Genomic DNA, 12,755 nt, shown 5'->3' on the forward strand with positions numbered 1-12,755 from the left:
CTGCCGCAGGCGTCTGCTGCGTTGGATGGGGCTCCGCTGATGCTCATTGCCAGGAGGCAACTGCGCTCAGCGAAGCCCCATCCGCCTTGCATACACCTACGTCATTGCGACCTCGTACCGCGGGGTCATCTGACGATGAATTACCGCGCTACCTCCCAGAATCAGCGTCATCGAGGTTTTTGACATGAATGTTTTGATTATCGGCAGTGGCGGTCGTGAACACGCCCTGGCCTGGAAAGTCGCTCAGGACCCACGCGTCCAGAAGGTGTTTGTCGCACCGGGGAACGCAGGCACCGCCATTGAGGCCAAGTGTGAAAACGTCGCAATCGACGTACTGGCACTGGAACAACTGGCTGACTTCGCCGAGAAGAACGTCTCCCTGACCATCGTCGGCCCTGAAGTGCCCTTGGTGGCAGGCGTCGTCGATCTGTTCCGCAGTCGCGGCCTGGACTGCTTCGGCCCGACCGCCGGTGCTGCCCAGCTTGAGGGCTCCAAGGCATTCACCAAGGACTTCCTGGCACGCCACAAGATTCCGACCGCCGACTACCAGAACTTCACCGAAATCGAGCCGGCTCTGGCTTATCTGCGCGAAAAAGGCGCACCGATTGTCATCAAGGCCGACGGCCTGGCGGCCGGTAAAGGCGTCATCGTCGCCATGACCTTGAGCGAGGCCGAAGAAGCCGTACGTGACATGCTGGCGGGCAATGCCTTTGGCGATGCTGGCTCGCGCGTCGTGATCGAAGAGTTCCTCGATGGCGAAGAAGCCAGCTTCATCGTCATGGTCGACGGCAAGAACGTGCTGCCCATGGCGACCAGCCAGGACCACAAACGGGTCGGCGACGGCGACAGCGGTCCTAACACCGGTGGTATGGGTGCTTATTCCCCGGCACCGGTGGTCACTGCCGAGGTTCATCAGCGCGTGATGGACCTGGTGATCTGGCCGACTGTCCGGGGCATGGCAGACGAAGGCAACGTTTACACCGGCTTCCTCTATGCTGGTCTGATGATCGACAAGGCGGGCAACCCCAAGGTTATCGAGTTCAACTGCCGCTTCGGTGACCCGGAAACCCAACCGGTCATGCTACGCCTGCAATCGAGCCTGGTCCTGCTGGTCGAGGCGGCTCTGGCTCAGGCGCTGGACAAGGTCGAAGCGCAATGGGATCCACGTCCCAGCCTGGGCATCGTGCTGGCGGCAGGCGGTTATCCTGGCGACTACGCAAAGGGTGCTGTCATCAACGGTCTGGATAAAGCCGCTAAACTCAATGGCAAGGTGTTCCACGCTGGCACTGCATTGCAGGACGATCGTGTCGTGACCAGTGGTGGTCGTGTACTGTGTGCAACAGCACTGGGCGAAAGCGTTGGTGCGGCACAGGAAAATGCCTATGCACTGGCCGCTGAAATCGATTGGGAAGGTTGTTTCTACCGCAAGGACATTGGCTACCGCGCCATTGCCCGTGAGCGTGGTGAAAGCCAGGAATAAACGATCGGGCCCGTTTTCCCTCCAGAGGACGGGCCGGTTGTCCCGGTGCTACGTAGTTTTACCCGATATTCACTCACGAAGGGATTTCATTGTGCGCTGGCTCAGGATTGCCATAGCCTCGACCATTGGGTTGATGACCCTGCTCTTCATGCTCTCGGCCCAGGCCGATCATGGCTCGGGCTGGTCGACACTGCTCGATGAAAAGGCATCCCTGAACCTGGAAGCAATCCGTTCGGCCCGCTATCAGAATCAGTTCAGCCCGGTCGAACTGGAGCGCGTTGTCGCCGCAGACCGCAATAGCGCCGTATGGCTGCATTATCGACAGCATCCCACCCAACACGAACAACTGTTACGCATCTTCGCCCCTGACCTCGCTTCTGCCGACATGTACGTTATGGACGGCGATCGTCTGGTTGATTACATGCGTACGGGCAATGACGTGCCCAAGCAGGATCAGCGACTGCCGTCCACCGACTTCCTGCTGACCATTCCGCAAAGCGCCGTGCCGCTGGATATCTACCTGCGGCTGGTTTCCACCCAGAAAATGCGCCCCAGCATTACCCTGGAACCTGCCATCGAAAGCGCCGCCAATGAAACCGAGCCGTTCCTGTTCGGCCTGTTGTTCGGCGCGCTGGCCATGCTGATCGTCCAGAACCTGATCCGCTACGGACACACCCGCTCGCGCAGCAACCTGTGGCTGGCAGCGTGCGAAGCCTTGCTGGCACTCAGCGCCCTGCTGCTGCTCAACCTGCTCAGTCCGCTTGAGTCGTGGAATATTTCACAGACGCCTGGCGCCCACCTCGCGTTGCTGATGGCGGCCATCGCCGGGCTGATCTACACCTACTGCTTCTTCGTCCACCGCAAGGTGAAAGCGCTGGACCGACTGCTGCTGGGCAATGCAGTCCTCATGGCGCTTGGGGCACTGCTCGTACTGCTCGACGATAACCTGCCCATCAACATTCTGACCTTTGTGCTGGTGTCCATGACCACACTGAGCATTCTGGCGGTCTCGGTGTGGCACTGGCAGAAGGGCTACCGCTCGGCACGGCTGTTCGTACTGGGCATGATCACCTTCAACATTGGTTACATGGTCGTGCTGCCTGGGCTGCTGTGGCTGAGTCTGGTGCCTCCACAGTGGCTGATCCTGTCGCTGCTGGCCGTATTCTGCATCAGCGGATTGCTGATGAGCACCGCCTTGAGCGAGCGGCATCGCAGCATCACTGAAGACCGGTTCAGCATCAGCCGCGATCAGGCCGCCAGCACTGCCGAGATCAACGCCAAGGCCGAGTTTCTGGCCAAGATCAGCCATGAGATACGCACGCCCATGAACGGTGTACTGGGCATGACCGAACTGCTGCTGGGCACCCCGCTGTCGGTCAAGCAGCGCGATTACGTGCAGACCATTCACAGCGCGGGCAATGAGCTGCTGACGCTGATCAACGAGATCCTCGACATCACCAAGCTCGAATCGGGGCAGATCGAACTCGACGACGTGCAGTTCGACATCAGTGCACTGGTCGAGGATTGCCTGAATATCTTCCGCGCCAAGGCAGAACAGCAACAGGTCGAACTTATCAGCATGATTCAGCCCCAGGTCCCGCGAGTCATCAGCGGCGACCCGACCCGCCTGCGTCAGACGCTGTTGAGCCTGCTGGAAAACGCACTGAAGAAAACCGAAGAAGGCGAGATCCTTCTGGCGGTGGCACTCGACGCGTCGAAATCCGGTAAACCGCGTTTGCGCATTTCCGTGCAGGACAGCGGCGAGTCATTGTCAGACGAGGAGCGCGATGCGCTGCTGCATGCCGAACTGCACAGCAAGAACTTCCTGGCCAGCAGTAAACTCGGCGGGCACCTGGGGCTGGTGATTGCCAGGCAGTTGATTGTGCTGATGGACGGTGAGTTCGGCATCCAGAACGGCGGCCCGCAGGGCAACACGTTGTGGCTGACCCTGCCACTGGACGCCAAACTGCTTGAACAGCCCACGCTTGATCTGGACAGTCCGCTGAAAGACGCCAGGGTGCTGGTGGTCGACGACAATGACACCTGCCGCAAGGTGCTGGTCCAGCAATGCAGCGCCTGGGGTCTGAACGTCAGTGCCGTGGCGTCCGGCAAGGAAGCACTGGCGCTGTTGCGCACCCGTGCACACCTGCGCGATTACTTTGATGTGGTGTTGCTGGACCAGAACATGCCAGGCATGACCGGCATGCAGCTGTCCGCCAAGATCAAGGAAGATCCAAGCCTGAACCATGACATCCTGCTGATCATGCTGACCGGCATCAGCAACGCGCCGAGCAAGATCATCGCCCGTAACGCCGGGATCAAGCGCATTCTGGCCAAGCCCGTCGCCGGGTACACCCTCAAGACCACGCTGGCGGACGAACTGACCCAATTGAACAAGGGTGTCGTGCCCCTCAATCAAGCTCCTGTGTTGAACATGCCGGTTCGTGTGCCAACCGATTTCCGCATCCTGGTCGCTGAAGACAACAGCATTTCGACCAAAGTGATACGCGGCATGTTGGGCAAACTCAATCTGAATCCGGACACCGCCAGCAACGGCGAAGAAGCCTTGCGCGCCATGAAAGCGCAGCGCTACGACCTGGTACTGATGGACTGCGAAATGCCTGTGCTCGACGGCTTCTCGGCCACCGAGCAACTGCGCGCCTGGGAGGTCGGCAATCAGCGGGTGCGCACGCCAGTGGTCGCGCTGACGGCCCACATTCTGACCGAGCACAAGGACCGGGCGCGTCAGGCAGGCATGGATGGCCACATGGCCAAGCCCATTGAGCTGTCTCAATTGCGCGAACTGGTCGAACACTGGGTTGAACAACGCGAAAAGGTACGCGGACTCACATCGGACGGTGACCTTTACCAGCAAAACTGACACGCCAGGGCGTCAGGCAGCCCGCTGCCTGTTAGACTCCCCTGGCCCGCCACCTGCCGCAAAGAGCCCACGTCATGCTCCATGTGTTGTCCAGCGTTTACCTGAAGATGCTGGTGCTTTACAGCCCCTTCTTCGTCCTGTCCTGCTTCATCAGCCTGACCCGTGGTCATTCCCGCAAGGAACAGAAGCGCCTGGCCTGGAAGGTCGCCCTGGCGACACTGGTTTCAAGCGTACTGCTGTACCTGTTTGGCCGAGTGATCTTCGATGTCTTCGGTATCACGGTCGATGCGTTCCGAATCGGCGCGGGCAGTGTGCTGTTCATTTCTGCGCTGGGCATGGCTCAGGGCAAGTCGGCCGTGCAGACCGACACCATTCAGCAGGACGTGACCATCGTCCCCCTCACAATCCCCATCACGGTCGGTCCCGGCACCATCGGTGCGCTGCTGGTGATGGGCGTCAGCCAGCCACACTGGGATGACAAGCTGACTGCCCTGCTGGGTATTGCGCTGGCGAGCCTGACAGTCGGGGTGGTGCTTTACCTCTCCAACCGGATCGAACGTATCCTTGGCGACCAGGGCCTGCAAATCGTCAGCCGCCTGATGGGGCTATTTGTCTGCGCGCTGGCCGCGCAGATCATCTTCACCGGCGTCAGAGGCTATCTGGTGCCGTAAAGCGGCTTATATCTGGAACGAGCGGATCATGCTGGTGCCCTTGCTGCCCAGATAGCGCGCCACGTCGCTGCGGTGTGCGGCGTATCGGCTGCTGTCGAAGGTGTAGCTGCCGCCCTTGAAGAAAAACAGCAGCCGGCGGCTCCCGGCCGAATAAGCGTCAGTCACCAGATGCAAGCCGCACAGCAACATCAGGATCTGGCCAGAATCGGATTTTGCACAAGGCACTATCTGGAAACTGCCCAGACGACCGTTGTCGAAACCTCGTTCGAAATAAGCGCTTGCAGCCTGATACACGCCCATGGCATCAAACGATCGTCGAACCATGTCGCCCAGCCGTTGATGATCCGTCACGCCCTTGATCGCAAAAGTCGCGTCCCTCAAATCCGCCACGCTGCTCAATAGCAATGAATCGCTGGTGACCAGACTCCTCTCCTGCACGCTACGGGACTTGAGTCGGTTGCGGTAATAATGCATCCAGCTTGACCACTGTTCCTTGAAGCCGAACCGTGTTCCGGCGAACAACTGGGCATCCAGCAACACGTCCTGAAGATCCGTCCTTTCCTGCGCAGACAACCCTGGAAGGAAAGCCGCCATGCTCCGTGTATCGCCCAGATAAACTGCATTGTTGTCGTGCCTGTCCATGCTCGTACTCCCCTCCATGGGATGTATTTCACATTACAACTGAATGATCTGGCGCTTTGCATGGCGGTCCAGCGTTTCCTGAACCTTCAGACGCGAGGGCTCGAACAGCTTGCGGCTGAAGCGGTAGGCGGCGCCGGCATAGTGCACGCGCATCTCCCCACGCAGTACGTCCCAGAAGAAAAATCCTGGCCTGAACGCCAGCGTTGTCAGCTGTGTGCCACACAGCATGATCGTTACTTCGTCGTCGCTCTCCATGACGCAGGGCACGATCTGAAAACTTTCGGACCGCCCGGAACTGAACCATGAACGGAAGTAGGTTTTTGCCTGATCGCTGGTCAAGAGCCTATCGATCGAGTGATTGAACAGGCCACGAAGTTCGATTGAAGAGGCGGCGCCCAGAAAGCGCGGGTTGAACAGGTCGCCTAGACCATGAATGATCATCACGTCATCGCCGACAACGGCCGACTGGCGTGCTCCGGCCTCATGCATGGACCTCTGACAGGCGTGCAGCCACCCTCGCCAGTCCTGTTGACGTGAGGTCTCACCATCGGCCTTAAGCTGCGCGTACAGCAGGCAATCCAGAACATCCTGTCTCAAGGAAGCCTCGATCCCCTCGCCGAACGACACCAGGTTGGTCCCGTAAAGGAAGCTTTCATTGCCCGAATTCATGGGACACCTCCTCGATCGACAGGATCAGCTCCGCGCGCCTGTCCCGCAGAGCGGTGTCGAATGCCTCGCGGAACGGCGCGTAAACCTGATCCATCAATCGCATCGAGTAGACCGTCACCTCGACATTGCCACATATCATGCCCGGTTCAAGAGCGTCGAACAGAAATCCAGCGGTTAGCGGCTGTCGGGTGGTGAAATGCAGTTGCGTCAGATTGAGACCGCCATCCACCGAGACATACCCCAACTGCAACACCACTGCGGTCGTGCTCCTGGGTAGATCGGGCTCGACAGGATCGATACTGCTCTCAGGACCCGATAGCTGGACATGCATCGAGTGACGGCCCAGGAGGTCGATCGCCGGGTATTCCTGAGGCTGCAGGCTGGCCTGTCGAAGGCGTGTCTCGATGCGGGACAGCTCGCTGGCCGAGGCTGACGCTGCCAATGCTCCGCTGGCCAGATGCCAGACAGTCTCGACGTTCTGCAGTGCTTCGCTGAAATAGGCACTGGCTTTCAGAACCCAGCCAAAACGCAGCGCTGCCGCCAGCCAGGTGTCCTTCCAGTTGTCGAACTGCACAAATTTTGGATGTTTTTTGGCCGCTGCCAACTGAATGTATAACAACGAATCCAGCACATCGTTGGGCCGATCCTCTGCCACCTGCTCAGGAAACAGCAACAGGCAACCTGCGTTGACAATGGCCCCCTCATAAATATGCTCCATCTAACAACCCTCCTTGTTGAGAGAGCGAAGGTGCCGGGCACCTTCGCAACCATTGGCTCAGATCTCGAACGCTTCGATGGCGCTCTCGGCATCCTTGCCAAGCTTCTCCTGCACCACGGCTCGAACCCTCGCGTACGCTCGGGCGTTGAAGACCAGGTTGTTTTCACCGCGATACGTTTCCACATCCGAATGCTGCCATTCCCAGAACAGCACATTGGTGACGTTGGTATTGGCGCTGAAAGCAACCGCGGCCATGGCCAGACTGACGCCTCCATCTGCGGACTCCGAGCAGGCCGCAATGCGGAAGTTACCGCCGCGATGAGTCTTGGTCTGACGTTCGAAAAGACGCAACGGCTCCTTTTTGGCGCTCAACGCGGTCACCGCATCCTTGGCCACCTTCAGCATGGCCACCGACGCAGGTCCTGGCAGGGTCGCCGCGGCGATGGCCGAGCCGAGAATCTCCAGCCCCACCTCATCCATCGAGAAGCGCTGCTGCGCGGCGCGGTATCGGGCATAGCTCCAGTGGGCGGACAGCCAGCCCAGCTTGGACAGCACTTCGTTGAACTTGCCGTACCAGAGGTCACTTTGCGACTCGGGATTGAACGCCTGGTTGGCCACCAGCGTGGCAAACAGGAAGGAGTCCATGATGTCCTCCTTGTTCTGACGCGACACACCCTCGGCAAAAGCTATCAGGCTGCCGCCGACGACCGCGCCTTCTGCCGCACCGGCCTCGGCGTCAGGCGGCGCGGTGGCCAGGAGAGATGGCGCGGCCAGTGTTGCAACGTGTTCAGCCAGCGAGTGGGAGCAGTCAGCCAGTTCGCAGGCCGCCAGATAGTTTGAGTCGATGCTGTCGACGGTACGCAGGGTTGTTTCCAGTTTCATTTCATTAGTCCTTTAATTCATGAAGTCCTGATGGACGAAACGAGACTATCGAATTGGCGGAACCTGAACAGGCATGCGTTTTTGCAATACGCCGTGCCTCACCGCTGTAGCAGAGCGACCGTGAACCGTATGAAAAAGTCATAGCGAGTCTTGCGCACGGCCTGATTACAAAGGCCTCGAGACACACTCCGAATTGGATAGGGGTGATTTATTACAATGCTTGTCGTTCGGCAGAAATCAATTCACGTCGCAACAGGGATGAAAACCCGGGATCGGTAAGGGTTATTTATGCGATCAATTCGGCGTGTTCCCACATCCATGTGGAAACGTGCCTACGCTTCAGTGCGTTATTTCGTCGGCTTGGCCCCGTACCAACGCGGTGTATAGACCCACTGTCGCCCCTCATTGCGAGGAAACGTACACGTCAAAGACGAACCGATCAGCACCATGGTTCGCATGTCCACCTGCTCGGGCGTCAACTCACCCAGCGTGATGATGCGCAGCGTCTGACCGGGACGACCGATGTCACGACCCAGCGTGACGGGTGTCTCAGGGGTGCGGTGTTGCCTGACGATTTCCAGGGCACGCCCCAACTGCCAGGGCCGGGAGCGGGAAATCGGGTTGTAGAACGCCAGCGCCAGATCCGCCTGACAGGCCAGGTCCAGACGCTTCTCGATGACGTCCCAGGGTTTGAGGTTGTCCGACAGCGACAGCACGCAGAAGTCATGCCCCAGCGGCGCACCGGCCTGAGCGGCAGTGGCCAGCGAGGCAGAAACACCGGGCAGGATTTCCAGATCGACGGCGTGCCACTGCGGGTTGTCGGACTCATGCAACGCTTCGAGCACCGCCGAAGCCATGGCAAACACGCCGGGATCGCCCGACGACACCACCACCACTGAGCGGCCTTGCGCAGCCAGCTCGAACGCGTGACGCGCGCGCATCATCTCTTCACGGTTGTCCGTGCAATGCAGCACCTGATCGGCGCGAAACGGCCCGGCCATGCGCACGTAGGTTTCATAGCCCAGCACATCATTGGCACGTGCCAGCTCGGCCTTGACCGCAGGCACCATCAGGTCTGCCGCGCCCGGCCCCAGGCCGATCACCGCCAGGCGTCCACGGCCACGGCCGATCTGGCTCACGTCCAGCGGCCGGGCGGCGACAGAAATGGCTACCCCTGCAAAGCTCACCGGCGGCAGCAATTGCGGCACAGCGCTCATCGCCATGTCACTGGCCGAACCTGCCGTGACAAAACGCACCGGCACGTTCAGTTCGGCGGCAGCCTCATGTAACAGCGTATTGGCCATGTGCTGCTCACCCGCCAGCAGACAGGCCAGCGACTGCTCGGCAATCCGGGCGTCACGCAAGGCCTGGCGAACCTGAGTGGCCAGTGCAGGCAGGCACTCGTCCACGGCGACCAATACGTTACGCGGGTAGATCCGCAGTTCGTTGGCCGATGGTTCACGCAAGGCATAGCCCACATGAATGGCCAGTTCAGCCTGTGGGTCTTCGGGCAGTTGCGCCTGAGCCAGCCACGGCGCGTCACCCTCGATACGCACCGGCTCGCCGGACAACAGATCGGAAACGAAGCGCTTGCCCAGTTCCAGATCGCCCAAGGCATAGCCGCTCGGAGGATTGAGCAGGCAAGTGCCGAAACGCAACTCGCCACTGGTGGTGATCGCCGGATTGACCGCAAGGCCTGCCGCAATCGCGCGAGCCATGACGTTGACCCCACCCAGACCACCCAGCAGCGGCACCACCGCACTGCCGTCTTCAGCCACGGCCAGAACCGGCGGCTCGACGCCTTTCTCCAGCAGTAGCGGCGCCAGCGTGCGGATCACGATGCCCGCCGCGCACAGCGCAATAATGGGGGTGTTCTGCTGATACAACTGGCGCACCGTCGCGCCAAATTCGGTGTAGGTGCTGTCAGCACCCTGCACCCGCTCGGCCAGTCCGTGAATCACGGCATCGGGATACAGGCGCTGGATGCGTCGTGCGGTTGCCAGGCTGCCGTTACCCAGAATGACGATGGCCGGAATGTTGTGCACCATCAGCCTTGCCACCTGTCGCCGGGAACGATGATCAACGAGAAATAGGGTGAGGACATCGGGTCGACCTCATCCAGCGGCACGATCTTCTGATTGGCCATGGTGGCCCGCTCGACGTAAAGCGCGCGCTCATGCATGCCCAGTTCGGTCAGCACTTCACGCACCTTATGGAAATTGCGACCCAGCTTCATGATCACCGCCGCGTCGGCATCGGCCAGCTTGCGCTTCAGGTCTTCGTGGGACAGCACGCCAGACAGCACCGACAGACTCTGATTGCGATACACCAGTGGCGCGCCCAGCACCGAAGCGCCGCCCAGCATCGAGCACACGCCGGGGATCACCTGCGCCTCGTAGCGCTCGGCCAACCGGTCATGCAGGTACATGTAGGAGCCGTAGAAGAACGGATCGCCTTCGCAGATCACCGCCACGTCGCGGCCAGCGTCCAGGTGCGCAGCAATCAGCAGGCTCGACTCGTCGTAGAAGTCACTGATGACTGTCTCGTAGGACAGCGGCGCAGGCAGCGCTTCGGTGGTGACCGGGTACACCAGCGGCATCAACGTTTGAACGTCCTGCAGGTGCGCCTCGATGATGCCGAACGCATTGCCTTTCTTGCCTTTGGCCACGAAATACGCGACCACCGGCGACTCGCGCAGCAGGCGCAGCGCCTTGACGGTGATCAGCTCAGGGTCGCCGGGGCCGACGCCCAGGCCAATCAATCGACCGCGTGCCTGCATCATTCGATCTCCGTGGCCAGTGCGTTAACGGCCGCAACGGCCATGGCGCTGCCGCCACGACGCCCCTGCATGATCACGAACGGCACACCACGGCTGTCGGCGGCGAGCATGGCCTTGGATTCGGCCGCGCCGACAAAACCGACTGGAAAACCGAGGATCAGCGCAGGCTTGGGCGCGCCTGCATCCAGCATTTCCAGCAGATAGAACAGCGCTGTCGGCGCGTTGCCGATCACCACCACGCTGCCTTCCAGATACGGACGCCAAAGCTCCAGGGCCACGGCGGAGCGGGTGTTGCCCAGTTCCAGCGCCATTTCCCGCACGCCGTCGTCATGCAGGGTGCAGATGATCTCGTTGTTGGCAGGCAAGCGGGTGCGGGTGATACCTTCGGACACCATGCGCGCGTCGCACAGAATGGGCGCGCCCGCCGCCAGCGCATCGCGTCCGGCCTTGCCTGCACCCGGCGAGAAGCGCAGGTCTTCGATGACTTCGACCATCCCGCAGGCGTGAATCACGCGCACGGCGAGTTTTTCCAGGTCGGCAGGGATCGTCTCCAGGCGCGCTTCGGCGCGAATGATCGAGAAGGAGTTGCGATAAATCTCCTGACCATCGCGGATGTAATCAATCATGCAGTGTGGCTCCGTGAGTCGGCGTTCAACAACGCACCGACTGCTTCAATAGTGAGGTCACGCGCGCGCAGCACACCGAAACCGGCATGGTCTGCGTCGCGAAAATAAAGGTCATAGCGGCCGGGGGAAACAGCCAGCAGCGTCATCGGTGCCACATGCGCCGCAGCGCAGGAGCGTCGGCAGCCCGTCAGGTGCACCGCCTGACTGTGATGCAAGTGCGCTGCCAGCTGTTGCGCATCGGCCTTGGTATCGGCCAGCCCCTTGGCACAACCGGCCGAGCCGGTGCAGGCGACAAGGTGCGCCAGCGGCTGGCCGGCCGAACAGATCAGCCCCGCAGCCTGCAGCGCATCGAGCACCTCGGGCGCTCGTTCGACGGGCACGTTGGGCACCATCAGGCTTTGCCAGGGCGTCAGGCGCAAAGAACCATCGCCTTCTCGCAGAGCCAACCGGGCGACAACCGAGAGCATGTCGGCATCGAGACGTCCCAGCGGCACGACAGCGCCCACCGAGACGACGGCAGGCTGAGCCTGTGGATACACACCAATGTGGCGCTGGTGCTGGATGGCGGGACGTTGCCACTGCGTAACCGCTGGCTCAACGCACAGCTCCACGTTCAGGCGCGCCGAAAGCTGGTGCAGGATCTCGTCGATCGACACCTCGGCCAGCAAATGCCGCATGCGGGTATGTTCCGGGCGGGCCAGGTCGAGAAACAGTTCCAGCAGCGCCACGACCAGAGCCTGCCCATCGGCCAACGGCACCGCAGCCAGAGGTGCGTCGTGGGCCGGACACCCTGCCAGCCCGAACGCCAGCATCACCTGATCGCCACGTTTCAATGCCGAGAGCCACAGGTCGTGGGGATGCTCCAGCATCACCAGCGCTTCGCCGGCGTCCAGCGAAATCGCAAACTTGGGCGACAACTCGTGAAAGCGCGGGTGAGTTTCCAGCGCTGTGAGAATCTGCGCCGCCAGCGGCCGGGCATCGAACAGCATCTGGGCGTCCAGCCCCGCGACCGGGCTGAGCATCAGGTTGCGCACATCGTCGCTGTCTGGGTGGGACGGGCCGAGGCCTGCGTCCAGAAGTACCCTGATCAGCCCGTCATGATCATCGCCCACACCACGAATCTGCAGATTTGAGCGGTTGGTGGCCTCAATCACGCCTTGTGCATAAGTGCGCGCCGCGTGAGCCACGGCGTGCGCCTGCGCGGCCAGCAGCACGCCGCCGGGCAGTTTGATCCGGCAGATGCCGCCGTCCAGCGCCGGGACGATACGCAGCAACCCCGGACAGGCCGAGGGGCGTAGCGTTGCGCTGAATGTGCGAGCGGACTTCTGCTCGTTCAATGGATCACCTGGCAGGGACTGACTGGAACTGACTGAAACTGGCTGAACCCGTCCATGGATTAGAGCACTT

11 protein-coding genes are annotated in these 12,755 nt (G+C 60.9%); 3 read left to right on the forward strand and 8 right to left on the reverse strand.

Annotated elements, in window-relative coordinates; genetic code table 11:
• The first annotated feature begins 184 nt into the window (after positions 1-184).
• The 3 genes from purD to BUB69_RS14305 all read left to right on the forward strand — a co-directional run bounded on the left by purD (position 185) and on the right by BUB69_RS14305 (position 5,032).
• Complete coding sequence (purD, locus tag BUB69_RS14295; protein ID WP_073167858.1) at positions 185-1,480, forward strand: phosphoribosylamine--glycine ligase; 1,296 nt, start codon at positions 185-187, stop codon at positions 1,478-1,480.
• A gap of 91 nt (positions 1,481-1,571) precedes the next feature.
• Positions 1,572-4,361 carry a hybrid sensor histidine kinase/response regulator RetS gene (gene retS / locus BUB69_RS14300; protein ID WP_073167860.1) on the forward strand — a complete coding sequence of 930 codons (2,790 nt, stop codon included), beginning with the start codon at positions 1,572-1,574 and terminating at the stop codon, positions 4,359-4,361.
• Between the two features lie 74 nt (positions 4,362-4,435).
• Positions 4,436-5,032, forward strand: a complete 597-nt coding sequence (locus BUB69_RS14305; protein WP_073167862.1) for a MarC family protein — start codon at positions 4,436-4,438, stop codon at positions 5,030-5,032.
• Positions 5,033-5,038: 6 nt separating this feature from the next.
• Here BUB69_RS14305 and BUB69_RS14310 read toward each other — a convergent pair whose 3' ends face one another.
• The 8 genes from BUB69_RS14310 to cobG form a co-directional block, all read right to left on the reverse strand.
• On the reverse strand, positions 5,039-5,674 hold the full coding sequence (locus BUB69_RS14310) for a hypothetical protein (protein ID WP_073167864.1): 636 nt from the start codon (positions 5,672-5,674) through the stop codon (positions 5,039-5,041).
• A 33-nt stretch (positions 5,675-5,707) separates the two neighbouring features.
• Positions 5,708-6,301 carry a hypothetical protein gene (locus BUB69_RS14315; RefSeq protein WP_245825286.1) on the reverse strand — a complete coding sequence of 198 codons (594 nt, stop codon included), beginning with the start codon at positions 6,299-6,301 and terminating at the stop codon, positions 5,708-5,710.
• A gap of 25 nt (positions 6,302-6,326) precedes the next feature.
• Positions 6,327-7,061, reverse strand: a complete 735-nt coding sequence (locus BUB69_RS14320; protein ID WP_073167868.1) for a hypothetical protein — start codon at positions 7,059-7,061, stop codon at positions 6,327-6,329.
• 57 nt (positions 7,062-7,118) lie between these two features.
• Positions 7,119-7,943: a hypothetical protein gene (locus BUB69_RS14325; protein WP_073167870.1), complete on the reverse strand. Its 825-nt coding sequence runs from the start codon at positions 7,941-7,943 to the stop codon at positions 7,119-7,121.
• 347 nt (positions 7,944-8,290) lie between these two features.
• Positions 8,291-9,991: a precorrin-3B C(17)-methyltransferase gene (gene cobJ, locus BUB69_RS14330; RefSeq protein ID WP_073167872.1), complete on the reverse strand. Its 1,701-nt coding sequence runs from the start codon at positions 9,989-9,991 to the stop codon at positions 8,291-8,293.
• A complete protein-coding gene (locus BUB69_RS14335) occupies positions 9,991-10,725 on the reverse strand; it encodes a precorrin-2 C(20)-methyltransferase (protein WP_425439369.1) in 735 nt (244 codons plus the stop codon). The genes cobJ and BUB69_RS14335 overlap by 1 nt, the downstream gene beginning before the upstream one ends.
• Positions 10,722-11,348 carry a precorrin-8X methylmutase gene (locus tag BUB69_RS14340; protein ID WP_073167874.1) on the reverse strand — a complete coding sequence of 209 codons (627 nt, stop codon included), beginning with the start codon at positions 11,346-11,348 and terminating at the stop codon, positions 10,722-10,724. The genes BUB69_RS14335 and BUB69_RS14340 overlap by 4 nt, the downstream gene beginning before the upstream one ends.
• The gene (gene cobG / locus BUB69_RS14345; RefSeq protein ID WP_073167876.1) at positions 11,345-12,685 is read right to left on the reverse strand and encodes a precorrin-3B synthase; all 1,341 of its coding nucleotides are present in this window, start codon (positions 12,683-12,685) and stop codon (positions 11,345-11,347) included. The genes BUB69_RS14340 and cobG overlap by 4 nt, the downstream gene beginning before the upstream one ends.
• Between the last annotated feature and the right edge of the window lie 70 nt (positions 12,686-12,755).

This window comes from Pseudomonas asturiensis (genome assembly GCF_900143095.1).
GTDB lineage: Bacteria > Pseudomonadota > Gammaproteobacteria > Pseudomonadales > Pseudomonadaceae > Aquipseudomonas > Aquipseudomonas asturiensis.